The sequence below is a fragment of the Gracilimonas sp. genome, from assembly GCF_017641085.1.
In the GTDB taxonomy this organism is placed as follows: domain Bacteria; phylum Bacteroidota; class Rhodothermia; order Balneolales; family Balneolaceae; genus Gracilimonas.
In genome coordinates this window covers 85,535-102,117 of the sequence record NZ_JAEPPI010000003.1, presented here as the reverse complement: position 1 = coordinate 102,117, position 16,583 = coordinate 85,535, and the positions used below count along the sequence as shown (strand labels likewise).

16 protein-coding genes are annotated in these 16,583 nt (G+C 45.2%); 9 read left to right on the top strand and 7 right to left on the bottom strand.

The window, feature by feature from the left end; all coding sequences use genetic code 11:
* Nucleotides 1-71: 71 nt before the first annotated feature.
* Nucleotides 72-764, top strand: coding sequence for an ABC transporter ATP-binding protein (locus JJ941_RS11470; protein ID WP_290965251.1), 693 nt, complete (start codon nucleotides 72-74; stop codon nucleotides 762-764).
* Here JJ941_RS11470 and JJ941_RS11465 read toward each other — a convergent pair.
* Nucleotides 761-1,216, bottom strand: coding sequence for a hypothetical protein (locus JJ941_RS11465; RefSeq protein WP_290965249.1), 456 nt, complete (start codon nucleotides 1,214-1,216; stop codon nucleotides 761-763). The two genes, JJ941_RS11470 and JJ941_RS11465, sit on opposite strands and share 4 nt — an antisense overlap.
* Nucleotides 1,217-1,283: 67 nt before the next feature.
* Here JJ941_RS11465 and JJ941_RS11460 point away from each other — a divergent pair, with 67 nt between their 5' ends.
* The 3 genes from JJ941_RS11460 to JJ941_RS11450 all read left to right on the top strand — a co-directional run bounded on the left by JJ941_RS11460 (nucleotide 1,284) and on the right by JJ941_RS11450 (nucleotide 3,106).
* Nucleotides 1,284-1,664, top strand: a complete 381-nt coding sequence (locus JJ941_RS11460) for a hypothetical protein (RefSeq protein ID WP_290965247.1) — start codon at nucleotides 1,284-1,286, stop codon at nucleotides 1,662-1,664.
* A 159-nt stretch (nucleotides 1,665-1,823) separates the two neighbouring features.
* Nucleotides 1,824-2,087, top strand: coding sequence for a hypothetical protein (locus JJ941_RS11455; protein WP_290965244.1), 264 nt, complete (start codon nucleotides 1,824-1,826; stop codon nucleotides 2,085-2,087).
* The gene (locus JJ941_RS11450) at nucleotides 2,084-3,106 is read left to right on the top strand and encodes a serine hydrolase (RefSeq protein WP_290965242.1); all 1,023 of its coding nucleotides are present in this window, start codon (nucleotides 2,084-2,086) and stop codon (nucleotides 3,104-3,106) included. The genes JJ941_RS11455 and JJ941_RS11450 overlap by 4 nt, the downstream gene beginning before the upstream one ends.
* A gap of 7 nt (nucleotides 3,107-3,113) precedes the next feature.
* On the opposite strand, the gene JJ941_RS11445 is transcribed toward JJ941_RS11450, so the two are convergent.
* Nucleotides 3,114-3,608: a hypothetical protein gene (locus JJ941_RS11445; RefSeq protein WP_290965239.1), complete on the bottom strand. Its 495-nt coding sequence runs from the start codon at nucleotides 3,606-3,608 to the stop codon at nucleotides 3,114-3,116.
* Nucleotides 3,609-3,953: 345 nt separating this feature from the next.
* On the opposite strand from JJ941_RS11445, the gene JJ941_RS11440 reads away from it, so the two are divergent.
* The 4 genes from JJ941_RS11440 to JJ941_RS11425 all read left to right on the top strand — a co-directional run bounded on the left by JJ941_RS11440 (nucleotide 3,954) and on the right by JJ941_RS11425 (nucleotide 10,494).
* On the top strand, nucleotides 3,954-6,416 hold the full coding sequence (locus JJ941_RS11440) for an FtsX-like permease family protein (RefSeq protein ID WP_290965238.1): 2,463 nt from the start codon (nucleotides 3,954-3,956) through the stop codon (nucleotides 6,414-6,416).
* Between the two features lie 69 nt (nucleotides 6,417-6,485).
* Complete coding sequence (locus tag JJ941_RS11435; RefSeq protein WP_290965236.1) at nucleotides 6,486-7,820, top strand: nodulation protein NfeD; 1,335 nt, start codon at nucleotides 6,486-6,488, stop codon at nucleotides 7,818-7,820.
* Nucleotides 7,807-8,616, top strand: a complete 810-nt coding sequence (locus JJ941_RS11430; protein WP_255134632.1) for a slipin family protein — start codon at nucleotides 7,807-7,809, stop codon at nucleotides 8,614-8,616. The genes JJ941_RS11435 and JJ941_RS11430 overlap by 14 nt, the downstream gene beginning before the upstream one ends.
* Before the next feature lie 222 nt (nucleotides 8,617-8,838).
* Complete coding sequence (locus JJ941_RS11425; RefSeq protein WP_290965232.1) at nucleotides 8,839-10,494, top strand: mechanosensitive ion channel family protein; 1,656 nt, start codon at nucleotides 8,839-8,841, stop codon at nucleotides 10,492-10,494.
* Between the two features lie 3 nt (nucleotides 10,495-10,497).
* Here the strand turns inward: JJ941_RS11425 and JJ941_RS11420 are convergent, their stop codons facing one another.
* The 3 genes from JJ941_RS11420 to JJ941_RS11410 all read right to left on the bottom strand — a co-directional run bounded on the left by JJ941_RS11420 (nucleotide 10,498) and on the right by JJ941_RS11410 (nucleotide 12,305).
* Nucleotides 10,498-10,908 (bottom strand): response regulator, encoded by a 411-nt coding sequence (locus tag JJ941_RS11420; RefSeq protein WP_290965229.1) that lies wholly within the window; start codon nucleotides 10,906-10,908, stop codon nucleotides 10,498-10,500.
* A gap of 156 nt (nucleotides 10,909-11,064) precedes the next feature.
* Nucleotides 11,065-11,523 carry a BrxA/BrxB family bacilliredoxin gene (locus tag JJ941_RS11415; protein WP_255134628.1) on the bottom strand — a complete coding sequence of 153 codons (459 nt, stop codon included), beginning with the start codon at nucleotides 11,521-11,523 and terminating at the stop codon, nucleotides 11,065-11,067.
* 173 nt (nucleotides 11,524-11,696) lie between these two features.
* A complete protein-coding gene (locus JJ941_RS11410) occupies nucleotides 11,697-12,305 on the bottom strand; it encodes a superoxide dismutase (protein ID WP_290965227.1) in 609 nt (202 codons plus the stop codon).
* Between the two features lie 218 nt (nucleotides 12,306-12,523).
* Between JJ941_RS11410 and sthA the strand changes: the two genes are divergently transcribed.
* Nucleotides 12,524-13,984, top strand: coding sequence for a Si-specific NAD(P)(+) transhydrogenase (sthA, locus tag JJ941_RS11405; protein WP_290965225.1), 1,461 nt, complete (start codon nucleotides 12,524-12,526; stop codon nucleotides 13,982-13,984).
* Nucleotides 13,985-14,087: 103 nt separating this feature from the next.
* Here sthA and JJ941_RS11400 read toward each other — a convergent pair whose 3' ends face one another.
* On the bottom strand, nucleotides 14,088-14,795 hold the full coding sequence (locus JJ941_RS11400; RefSeq protein ID WP_290965224.1) for a DUF429 domain-containing protein: 708 nt from the start codon (nucleotides 14,793-14,795) through the stop codon (nucleotides 14,088-14,090).
* A complete protein-coding gene (gene aspS, locus JJ941_RS11395; protein WP_290965222.1) occupies nucleotides 14,792-16,576 on the bottom strand; it encodes an aspartate--tRNA ligase in 1,785 nt (594 codons plus the stop codon). The genes JJ941_RS11400 and aspS overlap by 4 nt, the downstream gene beginning before the upstream one ends.
* Nucleotides 16,577-16,583: the final 7 nt, after the last annotated feature.

Genomic DNA, 16,583 nt, shown 5'->3' with positions numbered 1-16,583 from the left:
TTCAGTTTTATCGGTATCGAATAAAAACTGAAAGCTGATAGCTGACGGCTGATTGCTTAATACAAAAAAACATGATCCAACTAACAGATATAGACAAATACATCGACAAGCGGTTTCAACGGACGTTCATCCTGAAGGGGATTAACCTCAATATTGAGGAAGGGGAGTTTGTGACCATCATGGGGCCGAGTGGTGCCGGTAAATCAACCCTGCTGAATATTCTTGGGTTCCTGGATGATGCTTCAGAAGGCGAGTACACTTTTTTGGGTGAACCGGTTCATAACCTAAGCGACAAGAAAAAATCGGAGTATCATAAATCCCACATCGGCTTTGTGTTCCAGGCCTATCATCTGATTGATGAACTTACCGTTTATGAAAACATCGAGATGCCGCTGCTGTACCGTAAAGTGAAAAGCAAGCAGCGCAAAGCCATGGTTGCCGATATACTGGATCGCTTCAATATTGTAGCGAAGAAGGATTTGTTCCCGCCCCAGCTTTCGGGTGGTCAGCAGCAGGTGGTTGGGGTTGCCCGTGCTATTATCGGAAGCCCAAAACTGCTATTGGCCGATGAGCCTACCGGAAACCTTCACTCCGAACAGAGCGAACAAATCATGGACATGTTCAAAAAGCTGAACGATGATGGGGTTACCATCATACAGGTTACCCATTCCGAGAAAATGGCCGCTTACGGCAACCGTATCATTAATCTGAAGGACGGTGCCCTGGTCAAAGAAGACCCCTATAATCAGCCTGTAGAAAGTTAGTCGCTGATAATTCTTAACTCTGCAATCCGGGCATTTTCTTTGATATTACACCCGGCTTCTGAAACGGTGACGTTCAGGGAAAGGGCGTCGGAGCTGTCATCAGAAATCACATAAGAATCGGAGATCAGTCCGGCTTGCCGGGCATGGGGATGAGCTGAAATCAACGCGGCAGAACCGTCCTCAAAATCCACGCTCTCGTTAAAGATTATTCTATACGGACCCTGCTGCAGTTTCCACCATCCGTAGTCATCGTCCACCTTTTGCTTTTCAGGGTTCAACTTCTGGGTGGTGGCAGGCTTAAATTCACTACCTCCGAAATCCAGCGAGCCGGCCCCGTTAATGCGATGGACCTCAGCCACCGTCAGGTCCATGTGATGATCATGGCGCTGCGTATCTTCATGAATCAGGTTAGCCACTTTCTTCTTCAATTCATCAAAAGCTAAAAAAGACATAAACTGTACTCCCTTTTATTTCTGTTTAACTTAAGTTTATAACACATCATAACCCCGCCTTCATTCAATGCGAAATTTTCTAAGAAACCTGTTTCAGCGTGAAAAAGAACCGGATATTCCTGCTCCGGAGCCCAACTACACGGAGATTATCAACAAAATTAAGCAGACAGAAGAATCTCAGGACATTCAACCCGGAAGAAAAATTCACGCATTCGATTACGACCTGTTTGAACTTCGCCTTGACCGGGATATCACGAATCAATATCGGATCACCGTTTTCAGGGGAAGTGAACGGGTTTACAGCTTTACCGTATTTGTCACCAAGCAGGAACTGCAAAAACTGGATAAAGCCTATCGTGATGTCATCTCATTTTTAAAAGAAAACCCAAGTGTCGCACATTTACCTGACAACGACTTGCTGAAAGGATTCTACTTCGGGAACTCATAGCTGGCTACCGTCCATAATCGCACAGTAGTTGTCTGTTTCCGAACGGTTTTTAATCCAAAACACCTCTCTAAGCGAAGGAACGAACGGTTTTAAGGAAATGGCATCTTTTTTGTACCTCATATAGTATAATCGCCCATTATTCACTTTAACGAAGAAATCATGCATAATGTCCGTGTTCAATTTACCGTACCCAATGTAGAAAGCGTTGTTAATCTCGATGTTCATGTGAATGGAGAAAAACGGAACCTGAAGTTCCGTGTCGAAACATTTGACTGGCATTCTGAGAATGGAAGCTCCGAAGATTTGATTACCATTCTGAGGGACCGGATTATGCATTATGATTCCGAATGGGAACTCTACCACATCGGCTCCCCGTTTGATGATAAAATTCCCGTTACCTTCAAATTTAAAAGCGCTGAATGAGTTTATTTTCCGAACGAGTTTTATTCTTATCTATTCTCTGCTTCATCACAGGGTTCCAAAGCCTGCAGGCTCAGTCTTCAGCTCCAACCTCCATTGAAGCTGTTTTTGAGGAAGCAGAATCCATCCATTCACTCAGAAGCGTTCTCATTCAACAAGAGGGCGAACTGTTAGGTGCTGAATATTTCCGAAATGCCTCACCCGATTATCCCTACAACATCAAATCCGCTTCCAAAAGTATAATTTCCCTTTTAACCGGAATTGCTGTTGATAACGGTTTTATCTCTCTAAATGAAACGTTGGGAGATTATTTCCCGGACTATTTTGAAGCAAATCCCAACCAAAAGAAAGAGAATATCACGATCCGTAACCTGCTTTCCATGCAATCCGGATTAGAAACCACCAGTTTTTATAATTATGGGGCATGGGTAGTCAGTAATGACTGGGTGGAATTTCAACTTGATCAGGATTTTGTGAAAGAGCCCGGCGGACAGATGGTGTACAGTACAGGAACCTCACATCTGCTGTCGGTCATACTCACCAAAGCTACCGGTAAGAGCACCAAAGCATTTGCTGAAGAATACTTATTTGATCCGCTGAGTATTGATGTGGGAGGCTGGGATCGTGATCCTAAGGGTTATTACATGGGCGGTAACAACCTGGCGATGACTCCGGATGATTTACTTAAAATAGGACAGCTTATGCTGAATGGCGGCACTTATAACGGAGAGCGTATTGTTTCCAAAAAATGGGTGCACGACTCTTTTAAAACCTACACCCGCAGCAACTACAACCCTTATAATTATGGGTATATGTGGTGGAACCGCCCGGTTGGCGGCCATAAAGTATTTTTTGCCTGGGGATATGGCGGGCAATACATCTTTATGATTCCTGAGCTAAGCAGCGTTGTAGTTATCACAAACTCCCTGGATGGGGCTACCCAGCGCAGAACCTACAAAGAACCGATTTTCAATTTCCTGGAGAACAGTGTTATTCCCTACCTGGAGAAAAAGGCATCCTGAATCTCAGCTACTTTTCTAATTCAGCCACGAGCTGTTTATACTCATCCGAAGAGACCCACTCTCGGTATAGGTCTTCATCCTTCTCCTTTAAAGAAGCTGATGCCGTTTCCAGTATTGCCGTTTTAGGCATCTTCAATAACTTATAGCATACATATCCTCTTGTGCCCGACTCACAAACGCTTCCTACTTCTTCCACCCCTTCCAGTTTGACGTCAAATTGCGTTTGAGACCATTTCGTTGTGGAATTCTCTCCCTCTTCATTTACCTGAGAAAACTCTCCTATACTCCATTTAATCTTGTTTTGAATACCGGCCGCTTTCTGAGCAATTTCCATGGTAGCTTTTGAAGACGCCACTCTTTTCAGCATTTCATCCTGACCTTCCGGCCCGTTCATTTCACCAAAGCCATATAAATTAGCCCCATCCTTGTACTTTTCCCCACAGGCTGGATTCTGAGAGTTGTTATAATAATAAGCAGCATATTCAGAGACTGAACAGCTCAATTTTTTTCCTGAACTACAAGCAGTGAAGATTAAACTCAGGATGGTTAGTAAAAGAACTGATTGAACTCGCATATTGTACCCGTTATTTGTGAATAATTATTTGTAAGAAGTTATTTTTATATAACTAATGAATCAACTGCAAATTCAGGTTCATTCTCTTCCCCTATTAATACTATTTGAAGTTATTGTTAATTTATTTCTTCTTTTTTGTAACAATGCATTGCTAAATCACTCTAATTATGTGATACGTTGAGTCGGATATAAGCTTACTCCATTTCCGACTTTAATAATTACGGTACAATAGTTGGATGTTTTAGTCTGTTGGCAAAGTGAAAGGAATCGCTGATGTTTAAGAATTATCTCAAGATTTCTGTACGGAATCTTTTAAATAAGAAAGGTTATTCACTCATTAATATTTTGGGTTTGGCTATCGGCTTAGCCACCAGTTTATTAATCGTGCTTTATGTTTTGAATGAATGGAGCTATGATAAATTCCATTCAAACTCCGACCGGATTTACCGGGTGGTGCAAACCATGACTTCGGAAGACCGGGTTGAGGAACAAGCCACCACCCCATTTCGGTTAGGCCCTGTTTTGGATGCTGAATTTCCTGACCATATTGAGAAAACCGTTCGCTTTTTTGACATGCAGGAAGAAAACCACACCTTCCTGAACCGGGAAGATCAGGTCTCTTTCCGCGAAAGCAATTTCTATTTTGTGGATTCCACTTTTTTCGATGTTTTCTCGGCTGAACTTATTCAGGGAAATCCTTCCGAAGCACTTAAGAATCCCCTTTCTCTTGTTATAAGTGAAGACCTTGCCTCAAAATATTTTGGAGATGAAAACCCCATCGGTCAATCCCTTAGTTACAAAGGCATTCGGGATATGACCGTCACTGGTGTGATGAAATCATGGCCGGAACAATCTCATATGAAAATTGACTTGGTAGCTTCTTTTACCAGCTTAAATGAAATCTATGCCAGCAGCCCGGGCTACGACCGAAGCTGGCTGTGGAACCCTATTTGGACCTATATATTAGCAAAAGATGGCGCTGATACCGGTTTCCTTAACTCCCAGTTAGCCACGCTGAAAGACAAATACTACCGGGCTTACTCCGGGTGGCCAAAGGATGAATCTGTCGATATTGAACTTCAACCCATAACCGACATTCACCTTACCTCTAATCGTGACCAGGAAATGGAGGTGAACAGTTCAATTACCTATATCTACATTTTGCTCGTCGTAGCAGGTTTCATTCTGCTTTTTGCCTGCATCAATTTCATGAATTTATCTACTGCCCGGTCGATGGAACGCAGCCGCGAAGTCGGAATGAGAAAAGTATTGGGTGGACACAAACAGCAATTATTCTATCAGTTTATAGGAGAGTCGTTCCTGGTTACGCTCATCGCTATTATCCTTGGCATTATTATTATGATAATTGCCCTGCCATTCTTCAACGAGCTAACTGCTAAATCAATCACCTTCAATCCTTTTGATAATTTCTACACCATTCCCGGCCTGATACTTTTAACAGCTTTTGTTGGGTTGATAGCGGGGCTTTATCCTGCTCTGTACCTCTCCTCTTTTGAACCCGTGGATGTGCTCAAGGGAAATTCAACCCGTGGAAAGAAGACCACCATATTTCGAAAGACACTGGTCACATTTCAGTTTACTTTATCGGTAATCCTGATTATCGGTACTTCTATCGTTTACCTGCAGCTCGATTTTATTCAGGAAAAAGACCTTGGCTTCGATAAGAACTTTGTGGTTATGCTGCCCACCAAGCAAAACCTGATCGCCTGGGAATTTGAGAACTTTAAAGAACAGAGCCTGAATCATGCTCAAATTCAATCGGTTACCGGGCTGGGCAAAATTCCGGGATCTGAACACACCGAATATTACCGTTACGTACCCGCCGGTAACGGAGATAGCCAGGATGGACTGAACCTGGTGCTTCATGTTACGCATGATGTAACCGAGACTTTTGACCTGGAAATAATAGCCGGCCGTTCGTTCTCTCGTGACTTTTCCACCGATGCGGAAAAATCGGTTCTCATCAACCGGAAAATGCTTACCCAACTTGATGCCGAAACCCCCGAGCAAGCCCTTGGTGAAACCATTTACCATTATCCGCCAAGCGGAGACCGAGAGGCTTTTACCATTATCGGGGTGCTGGAGGATTTCAACTACACTTCCCTCAAAAAAGAAATTGAACCTTTGATACTGAGACTTGTGGAAGGTACCCGTCCCATTTTGGGATACATTGAACACACCGCGGTTGAAATTGCACCCGGTGATGTAACCGGAGCACTGGAACACCTCGAAAAAAGCTGGAAAGAAGTAAACCCTATCGATCCGTTTGAGTATCGTTTTCTTGATGAGCGGCTGGCTGAGATCTATGAAACTGAAACAACCATGAGCTCCCTTTCCACTTCATTTTCCATACTATGTATTTTGATTGCCTGTCTTGGTCTGCTTGGGCTCGCTTCGTATTCTGCTCAGCTTCGTAAACAGGAAATTGGAATTCGTAAAAGCCTGGGGGCCTCGGTTGCCGATATTGTGGGTTTACTTTCCAAAGACTTCCTTATTCTTGTAGGCATCGCGAATATCATTGCCTGGCCCGTCAGTTATTATTTAGGCTCAAAATGGCTGGAGAATTTCACCTACCGGTTCGACTTTTTAGCTTCGCTGCCCCTGCTGTTTTTAGGGTCCGGACTGCTCATTGTTATTATCGCATTAGGAACGGTCGGTTATCATTCCGTTAAAGCTGCCCTGATCAATCCGGTAAACGCCATTCGCAGCGAATAGGCTTTGTTTATTTCCATCGATTGCTTACAATAAATGGAACCTTAAGAATACGGTTAGCATTAGGTTTACATGGGCATAATCAAAAAAATATCACTGTTTCTTCTGGGGCTTGTTCTATCCTCTGCGAACGCTCCGTCTGTCTTAGCCCAAGCCGATTCCACGGCTCAGACATCCGTTACCGTAATCACTGTAAAAGGAGCGATCGGCCCTACAACTACCAACTACATCCGAAGAGGATTGGAGACTGCTCGCGAACGGGGTGATGAAGTACTGATTATCGAACTCGACACTCCCGGCGGACTCCTGAATTCCACACAGGATATCGTACAGGAAATGCTGGCTTCTGAAATGCCCATTGCCGTGTATGTAACTCCATCGGGTGGCAACGCAGGCAGTGCCGGCACCTTTATCACACTGGCAGCGCATGTTGCAGTTATGGCTCCTACAACCACTATTGGTGCCGCCTCGCCGGTTTCCATGGGAGGTCAACAGCAAGACACCGTGATGCAGAAAAAGATTTTTAACTACTCTGAAAGCTTCATCGAAAACATCGCTAAAGAGCGTGACCGGAATACGGAGTGGGCGAAGTCGGCCGTTCGGGACGGAGCTGCCATCACCGAAACCGAAGCGCTTGAGCTAAACGTAATTGACTTTATTTCTCAGGACTTGAACGAGCTTCTTGTGCAAATGGACGGCCTTGTGTTTGAAGGAGATACCCTGCAAACTGCAAAAGCCAGTATTAATAAGGAAGGCGAAACCTTTGCCGAACAATTTTTCAGCTTCATCATGCGGCCTGAAATTATGCTGATTTTAACGATGGTTGCCATTTATGGGATTGTGGGCGAGGTAACCAACCCGGGAGCCATTGTTCCGGGTGTTGCCGGAGTGATTGCCCTGATTTTACTACTTTACGGATCGGCAACCATGCCAATCAACGTGGCCGGCTTTGTGCTAATCGGGCTGGCGATTGTTTTATTTTTGATTGAAGCCTTTACCCCCACTTTCGGAATATTGATAACGGGCGGAGCGGTATCTTTTTTCCTCGGCGCCCTGATGCTTTTCCAGGAATTTCCCAAAAACATGCAGCTCGACTGGTACTGGCTGGTACCGGCAACCATTATGACCGCCATCTTTTTTGGCTGGATTGCCACTTCCGGCATAAAAGCCCAATTTACCGGAAACCGAACCGGGCTGGAGTCCCTCATCGGTAAAAAGGCAAAAGTTGTTGATGACGTCAATGAAGAAGGCGGCCGGATATTGATTTCCGGTGAATACTGGAACGCCGTAACCGAGGGAGAAGAAATTGAATCTAACGAATGGTGCGAGATCGTCCGTTTCGAAGGACTCACCGTAACCGTAAAACCATACACCCCAAATAAGGAGTTTGACCATGGAGTCAACTGAGATTTTTTCTGGCTATATCACATGGCTGATAACCATCGTCGTTTTTATTGTGTTATTGGCCCCGCAAATTTTCAAAATCCTGCGCGAATATGAACGGGCGGTCGTTTTCCGGCTCGGTAAATTCCAAAGTGTAAAGGGCCCTGGACTGATCGTACTCATCCCCTTCATCGATAAAGTTGAGCGGGTTGACCTACGTGTTTTAACCATTAACGTGGACCGGCAGGAAGTGATCACCAAGGACAACGTGACTGTAAATGTAGATGCCATCACTTTTTTCCGGGTGGTTGATGCCGAAGCAGCCGTTATACAGGTTGAGCGCTATATACATGCTACTTCCATGCTGGCTCAAACCACACTGCGAAGTATTATCGGGCAGGTTGAACTGGATGAATTGTTGGCGAACCGTGAGAAAATCAACAAACAAATTCAGCAGAATATTGACACCCAAACCGATCCATGGGGAATAAAAGTAGTTTCTGTTGAGGTTCGCGATGTGGTTCTCCCTGAAAACATGAAGCGGGCGATGGCACGACAGGCTGAAACCGAGCGTGACCGACGAGCGAAAGTCATTAATGCGGAAGGTGAATTCCAGGCTGCTGAACGACTGGTAGATGCCGCTAAGATGATCGAGACAGCACCCGCTGCCCTACAGCTCCGTTTCCTTCAAACCATGAATGAAATCAGTGAGGAGAATGCTACTTTTGCCTTCCTCCCGCTACCGATGGATTTCCTCGAGGCCTTCAAGTCTATGGCCGACCGGGGTAAGTCAGGGAACAACAAAAATGATGAATCATAACTGATTAATCGAACCTGATTCACTGACTATTACGCCAAACCACAAACTGGCTCTGATTTCTATTAACACCCTGGCTCTGATGCTCTGCGTCGGAGCCTTTTTATTTCTGCTTATCTCTTTTCACTACAAGCTTCACATTTCTTAGATTTGGGCACTTATCATAAATCAATAAAGTACGTTATGTTCGCCCAATTGAGATTCGGTTTCCTGCTGTTTGCAGCAATGCTATTTATTATTCCTGACCTTTCTGCCTTTCAGAATCAGCCACAGCCCAGAGACGAAGACCTGCTGGCTAACCCAAGGAGAGCTGTTCACACCTTCCTGCACTGGCAGCAAAGCGGTCATAAAAATCCGGATTTTGTTATAAAAACCATGAAGCTTTCAGATGCCGGGGAAGCACAAAAACTGCAACTGGCCAGCGAACTTTTAAAGGTACTGGATGCCCGTGGCCTGCTTATAGACTATGATCAAATTCCCGCAAACCCCAACTACACCGACAGCCTCTCAGGGCTTCAGCAGTATATTTTGTTCTCCTCATTACCCGAAGTGTACCTGATAAAATCAGACCAAAACCAGTGGGTGTTTTCAGAAGCCACCATCAATCGCATACCTGAATTATACGATGATACTTTTTCGGGATATGTAACCCTGATTACCGATAACCTTCCCAACTGGGCACACAACGAGTGGCTGGGCATCGAAATCTGGCAGTATATCGCGGTGTTTATCTGGCTGCTTACCGGTCTTATTCTGATGAAAGTCTTCGGCTTCATCCTCGACAATTACGTTAAACGACTGGCCCAAAAAACAAAGTTCACCTGGGATGACGACCTCATCAACAGTATTGAGAAGCCGGCTGCTTTTATTTTTCTGATGATCTTTTTCCTGCTCACCTATTCCAATCTGCAGTTTTCGGTGAACATCAGTTATTACCTCTCCGCTATCCTCGAAATCGTCGTATCGGTCGGCGTGGTTTGGCTGCTTTATAACCTGGCCGACGTATTTTCGCAATACCTGAGCGTACTCACCTCAAAAACCGAAACCCAGCTCGATGATCAACTGGTTCCGCTCATCCGAAAAACCCTGCGCTTTTTTGTGGTACTGATGGGCGTCATCGCCATCCTTCAAAATAATGGATATAACGTGGCCTCGCTCATTGCCGGCCTGGGAATTGGTGGTTTGGCCGTAGCGTTAGCCGCCCGGGAAACGCTGGCCAATTTCTTTGGGTCGGTCACCATCCTGCTCGACCGTCCCTTTAAAATGGGTGACTGGATTAAAGTTGGGGATGTTGAAGGAACCGTGGAGGAAGTCGGCTTTCGTTCAACCCGTGTTCGCACCTTTTACAACTCGCTGGTGAGCGTACCGAATTCAAATCTCGCCAATACCGACATCGACAATCTTGGCCTGCGCCAATACCGCCGGCTGAAAACCGCCCTGAACCTGACTTACTCCACCACACCCGAACAAATGGAGGCTTTTGTGGAAGGCATCAAAGCCATTGTTAAGGCCAACAAGCATTTCCGGCAGGACATGTACGAAGTTCATTTCAACTCCTTTGGGGCGCATTCACTGGACGTATTGGTGTATGTGTTTTTTGATGTCCCCGACTGGAGTACCGAACTGCAGCAGCGTCATAATTTCTTCCTCGAAGTTCTGAAGCTCGCTAAGGAATTAGGTGTGGAATTCGCCTTCCCAACACAAACACTGCACATGGACAGCTTCTATAAAGACGAGCCCAGAAAAGCAGGTGAAGACCGTTCCGAAGAAGAGCTGGCTTCAGCGGTGTATCAATTCGGTCCGGACGGAGAAAAGAAAAGTGCGGAAGGAACCCGGATTTTTAAAGATGGTGAGGAAATCGATTTTGGGGCCAACAAGTAATCTCTAAACCTTGGGTTTACCCGACAAGAGATAGTTCACTGCTTTCTTGAGTTTATCTTCGGAGATAGGCTTTCGCAGAAACTTGGAATTAGTAATATTTTCGGCTCTTTTTAAATGAGCTGGATCTGTATTCGCTGTAATAAAAACAATGGGTGCCGATGAAAATTTACGGATCTCAGCAGCAGCTTCAACTCCATCAATTTTTCCATCCAGCATGATATCCATAATCACTACATCCGGCGTATATTTTTTGACAAGCTCCACGGCTTTTTCACCGCTGGTGATTTCCCCCACGGTTTTAAAAACCATTTCTTTGAGATAATTCTCATACAGAAGCGAAAGAATGAGATTATCTTCTACAATAATAGCTTTCTTGGAAATTTCGCCGTTCATAGCCATCCGATTTGTTTCCAAAATGTACTATATCCTTCTCAAAAAGACTACTACCGGCAAAAACCGTTGTTTTTATACCTTCTTACCCGCAAGATTTACCGAATCGTATTTTCGTCACATAAAAAAAGCCGGCATTTTGAGCCGGCTTTCAAAAACTTAGTTTGTGAAAAAGATTGGTTACTCTTTCTCAGCTTTTTCTCTGTTTTCCTTCGAAAATGCTTCGAAAACCATCTTCAGGTCGGCCGCTACTTCATCTTTTGTACGGCCTTCAATTCGGTGACGGGGAATCATAGCTTTGATTTCTCCATCTACGAAATAGGCAAATGCCGGAGAAGATGGTGGGTACTCGGAAAAGTAATCGCGGGCATGAGCCGTGGCTTCTTTATCCTGACCGGCAAATACCGTTACCATATGATCCGGTTTTACTTCCGATTGCTCCAGGGCAATTCCAAGTCCAGGACGGGCATTACCTGCCGCACATCCACAAACAGAATTGATGGCTAATAGCATCGTGCCTTTATATTCATTCATTGCACGATCTACATCTTCAGTCGTCTTTAATTCCTCTACCCCAAATTGGGTGAGTTCTTCTCGCATCCAGGAAGTATCGGGGCCTACGCCAAATCCAAATTGCATAACATTACCTCTTTCTTTTTTTAATTAACTTAAATATACAAACTCTCTGTATTAATTTTGCAAGCCGGCGTATCGCAAATTCTGATGAATCGCATCAACATCAGCTATCTAAAAAAGAAACGACGGTGAGCTGAAGTCGCCCACCGTCGCTCATCAATAGTCGATTGCCGTATTTACTTAGCGGCTTTGTAATTTTCAGCAACCTGATCCCAGTTAATCACATTCCAGAAAGCGGAAACGTAATCGGGACGTCGGTTCTGATAATTCAAATAATATGCGTGCTCCCAAACATCCAGTCCGAGAATAGGAGTAAATCCTTTCATTAGCGGGCTGTCTTGGTTTGCTGTAGAATGCACGTGAAGATTGCCATTGCCGTCAACTGACAACCACGCCCATCCGGATCCGAAACGAGAACCGGCTGCATTTGAAAACTCTTCTTTAAATTTCTCAAAACTGCCATAAGTATCATTGATAGCATCCGCTAAATCACCTTCCGGTTCTCCGCCACCGTTTGGAGAAAGAATAGTCCAGAACAGTTTGTGGTTAGCATATCCGCCACCGTTATTGATTACAGCTTGTTTCTTATCGGCAGGTACTTCATCGATTCTGCGTAATACTTCTTCGATATCAAGATCCGCAAAGTCGTGACCTTCAAGGGCTGCATTTACTTTGTTCGTGTAACCCTGATGGTGTTTGGTGTGATGGATCTCCATAGTACGTGCATCCACATTGGGTTCAAGTGCATCGTAATCGTATGGGAGATCGGGTAGAGAATAAGCCATTTTTACCTCCAAATTAAATTCTGATTTAATGGACGCTTACAACTTGTGCGCCTTTAATTTATCGTTCCCAAACATAAGCAATACCCCGCTAAAATTCGTTCCTGCCTCCATCTAAACAATCTATCTTTTAGATATGTTAACACTATGAGTAAATGTAGCTCTGAAATCCTCTTAAAATTGAAGTATCTTTGGGGTTCACACACTCACTCAGTTTATTTATGAAGTACGATTACGACGTTATTGTTATTGGTAGCGGACCCGCCGGTTTTTCCTGCGCTATGCAGAGCTCTAAGTTCGACAAAAAAGTGTTGGTAATTGAAGCCAACGAAGATTCTTTTGGGGGAACCTGGATCAACTCCGGCACTATCCCGAGCAAAGCCCTCCGCGAAACAGCGCGCATCATCCAGCGCTTTCAAAATCAGTTTAAAGACCTGGCCAAAGAAAAAGCCTACCAGCACCACCAGATGGCCGACCTGCTGATGTACAAAAACCAGATTCTGGAAAGCAAGAATACGAAGGTTAAAACCGATTTTGATAAAAATGAAATTGATACTGTTCGTGGACACGGCAAGCTGAATAGCGAGCATGAAGTGGAAGTTGAAACCACCGATGGAACCAAAAAAACATATTCGGCCGAGTATATATTGGTTGCAACCGGCAGCAAACCTGTAAAACCAACAGGCTTTGACCTGGATCATGACAAGGTGTTTGACTATACCTCCATCCTTACGCTTTCTCATATTCCCCGCCGGCTGGTTGTTGTGGGGTCTGGAGTTCGGGCGCTCGAATATGCCACTACATTTTCTAACCTGGGAAGCCGGGTTTCGATCCTAAACGAAAAGGACAGTTTTCTCCCCTTTTTAGATAATGAGATCTCTGAACAGCTCCAGCAAATTTTAGAAACGCAGAAAATTGAAGTTTTCTCAAATGCTGAGAATATTGAAATCAACCCCAACGCCCTTCGAAACACTACCGAGGTTAAATACAACCTGCGAAATGATAATGAAGGCGGCCGTGACAGAGTAATCGAAACTGAACACGTGCTTTATCTTGGAGGTAAAGTTCCCAATACCGACAACCTCGGTCTTGGAGAAGTAGGCGTAGAACTTGATGAGGAAGGGTATGTAATTGTTAACAACGATAATCAATCTTCGGTGCCTAATATCTATGCCGGCGGCGATGTTAAAGGATTTCCCGCAATGGCCTCTTCTGCCTTTTCAGAAGGCCGGATTGCCTCTTGCCGTATGTTTGGCATTGAAGCGCTGGATGTGCCCCCCGAGATTCCACAAGCAATTTATTCGATTCCCGAAATTGCCAGCATTGGCCTCACCGAAAAAGAAGCAAAAGCAGAAGGACTGGATGTAACGGTTGGAAGAGCTTATTACAAAAATATTACCCAGGGAGATATCAGTAACCAGCAGGATGGATTGTTAAAACTGGTTTTTGAAACCGAGACCTTAAAACTGGTGGGAATTCACATTTTAGGGGAGCGTGCCAGCGACCTGATTCACCTCGGGCAAGCGGTTATGTCGTTAGGCGGAGATATCCGATACTTTATAAATCACGTTTTGAACTACCCGACTTACAGTGAAGCTTATCGAATTGCTGCTTTCAACGGAATCAACCGCGTGTACAAAGCGGGGGTGAAGTACAAGAAAATCCTCAAAAGCAAAGATTAGAACATCCAACATGGAACATCGAATGATGAACATTCAACTGAGTGTTTGATTTTCAGAACGCCGAACTTAAAAGTTTAAAGTTAGGTGTTCCTTATTGGATGTTCTACACGTAGTGTACCGCTTTGCGCATGCCTTCGGAATCGTGTTCAAATTCCTCGGGCAGTGTTTTGATGCCTTCTTCCTCCGAAATCTTGGCGCAGTAGGCGAGCACCATAGCATCCACAATATCGTCTTCTTCCACTTCATTGCGCCGGAAATCTTCCTTGATATCACGGAAAAAGTCCTCAGCTATAGGCTCCCGGTCTTCGATAAGCTTTAACCGATGCTTAATCCCCTTCTTCAGGTTCTTCTTCTGATAAATCATCCCGCCGTTTAACTTCTGAAACAGCAGCTCCGGGTGAGCTTCCAACACCTTATCCACCAACTCTTTATCTGCCCTAAGCAGCTCATCCACCATTTGAATTTTCGGAGTGATGTTCCAGGCCTGCAGGGTCAGCTTTTTATCGGTGTATTCATGGCTGATCATATTGGCTTCCACATACGAAGGAGCAGTTAATGCCGGACGTATAGGCGGACTGAATACACTGGATGCATATTCGCCCCCTAGTTTTTTCCGAAGCAGGGCATCGGCTTCCCGGGTATAATCTTCATCTTCAAGGCCAATCGGCATATCGATGAAAACCCGATCATAGGTTTCAAAAGCTTCTTTCAGTGCTTCCCGGTCACGAAGTACCTCGTATTTTTCTTCCCCTTCATCAAAAGTGATGAGGATCCAGCCTGCTTTACAGCCATCAATTCCAGCGGTTTTCACAATAGTTGGTCCTTAATATTTTTCTTAATGGAAATATGCAGTTCATCAAGCTGATCTTCGTCCACCACATCCGGTGAATTATCCATCATACTTTGCGCTTTCTGGTTTTTCGGGAAAGCGATTACATCACGGAGGCTCTTCGCGCCGGTCAGCAACATCACAATACGATCTACGCCAAAAGCAATTCCGCCGTGTGGTGGTGCACCGTATTTAAAGGCATCCAGCAGGAAACCGAATTTCTCCCGGGCTTCTTTGTCGCCAATTCCCAGCAGCTCAAACATTCTGCTCTGCATTTTTTGGTCATGAATCCTAATCGATCCGCCGCCAATTTCATTCCCATTCAATACCAGATCGTAGGCTCGGGCTCGTACTTTAGCCGGATCAGAATCCATCAGCTCCACATCTTCCGCTTTTGGAGAAGTGAACGGATGATGCATGGCGTGGTAGCGGCGAGTCTCTTCATCCCACTCCAGCAGTGGAAATTCCGTTACCCACAGGAAGTTGTACTTTGATTCATCAATCAGGTTAAACTCTTTGCCCATCATCAGGCGAAGCTGGCCCAGTTGTTTGAGCACATCCGGCTTCGGTCCGGCAAGAATTAACACAAGATCCCCTTGCCCGGCTCCTGCTTCTTCCACCATCTGCTCTACAATTTCATCCGTCAGGAATTTCGCTACGCTGCAAAGTGGACCGTCTTCCTGCATCTTGATGTAGATCAGCCCTCCGGCACCGGTTTCCTCTTTCACACGATCGGTGAGTCGGTCAATGGCTCCTCGGCCCATATCTCCTTGTCCGGGCACGGTAATACCAACCACGCCACCGCCGTTTTTTACGGTTCCGGAAAACACTTTGAACTCAGCATCTTTCACAATCTCAGAAAAATCGGCGAACTCCAGTCCAAACCGGGTGTCCGGCTTATCGCTGCCATAGGTGTTCATAGCCTCGTTATAGGTCATTCGCGGAAAAGGCGTCTCTATCTCTGCCCCAATAGTTTCTTTGAATACCTTTTTCATTAATTGCTCATGGTGGCTGTAGATATCCTCCTCATCCACAAAGCTCATCTCCACATCAATCTGGGTAAACTCAGGCTGACGATCGGCACGCAAGTCCTCATCCCGGAAACACTTCACAATCTGAAAATACCGGTCATAACCGGAAACCATCAGCAGCTGCTTATAGGTCTGCGGACTCTGAGGCAGGGCAAAAAACTTACCGGGATTTACTCGGCTGGGCACCAAATAGTCGCGGGCGCCTTCCGGGGTACTGCGCATCAAAACAGGGGTTTCCACTTCAGCAAAATCACACTCGTGATAAAAAGAACGCACCGACTGATAGAATTTAGAGCGCAGCATCAGCTTTTGCTGTACTTCCGGGCGGCGTAAATCCAGGTACCGGTACTTAAGGCGTGTATCTTCGTTGGTCTTGATGTCATCTTTGATCTCGAACGGGGTGGTCTCGGCCTCCGAATAGATCACCAGCTCAGAAGCTTCAATCTCAATTTCACCGGTTGGCAGTTTCGGGTTGATGTTCCCCTCACCCCGCGTAATAACTTTCCCTTTAATCCCAATCACATATTCGGATCGAAGCTGCTCCGCTTTTTCATGCAGCTGATCGTCATCTTCAGTAAAAACAACCTGGGTTACGCCATAGCGGTCTCTCAAATCAATAAAAATTACACCGCCTAAATCGCGGCGCGGGCCAACCCATCCGTTTAAAATTACTTCGTCGCCAATATTTTTTGCGGTAAGTTCTCCGCAGGTATGTGTTCTTTTAAGGGTCATTCGTTTC

What these genes read in the sequence shown, in the direction of transcription:
- JJ941_RS11470 (WP_290965251.1), top strand. Translation starts at nt 72, where the DNA reads ATGATCCAACTAACAGATATAGACAAATACATCGACAAGCGGTTTCAA.
- JJ941_RS11465 (WP_290965249.1), bottom strand. Translation starts at nt 1,216, where the DNA reads ATGTCTTTTTTAGCTTTTGATGAATTGAAGAAGAAAGTGGCTAACCTG.
- JJ941_RS11460 (WP_290965247.1), top strand. Translation starts at nt 1,284, where the DNA reads ATGCGAAATTTTCTAAGAAACCTGTTTCAGCGTGAAAAAGAACCGGAT.
- JJ941_RS11455 (WP_290965244.1), top strand. Translation starts at nt 1,824, where the DNA reads ATGCATAATGTCCGTGTTCAATTTACCGTACCCAATGTAGAAAGCGTT.
- JJ941_RS11450 (WP_290965242.1), top strand. Translation starts at nt 2,084, where the DNA reads ATGAGTTTATTTTCCGAACGAGTTTTATTCTTATCTATTCTCTGCTTC.
- JJ941_RS11440 (WP_290965238.1), top strand. Translation starts at nt 3,954, where the DNA reads ATGTTTAAGAATTATCTCAAGATTTCTGTACGGAATCTTTTAAATAAG.
- JJ941_RS11435 (WP_290965236.1), top strand. Translation starts at nt 6,486, where the DNA reads ATGGGCATAATCAAAAAAATATCACTGTTTCTTCTGGGGCTTGTTCTA.
- JJ941_RS11430 (WP_255134632.1), top strand. Translation starts at nt 7,807, where the DNA reads ATGGAGTCAACTGAGATTTTTTCTGGCTATATCACATGGCTGATAACC.
- JJ941_RS11425 (WP_290965232.1), top strand. Translation starts at nt 8,839, where the DNA reads ATGCTATTTATTATTCCTGACCTTTCTGCCTTTCAGAATCAGCCACAG.
- JJ941_RS11415 (WP_255134628.1), bottom strand. Translation starts at nt 11,523, where the DNA reads ATGCAATTTGGATTTGGCGTAGGCCCCGATACTTCCTGGATGCGAGAA.
- JJ941_RS11410 (WP_290965227.1), bottom strand. Translation starts at nt 12,305, where the DNA reads ATGGCTTATTCTCTACCCGATCTCCCATACGATTACGATGCACTTGAA.
- sthA (WP_290965225.1), top strand. Translation starts at nt 12,524, where the DNA reads ATGAAGTACGATTACGACGTTATTGTTATTGGTAGCGGACCCGCCGGT.
- aspS (WP_290965222.1), bottom strand. Translation starts at nt 16,576, where the DNA reads ATGACCCTTAAAAGAACACATACCTGCGGAGAACTTACCGCAAAAAAT.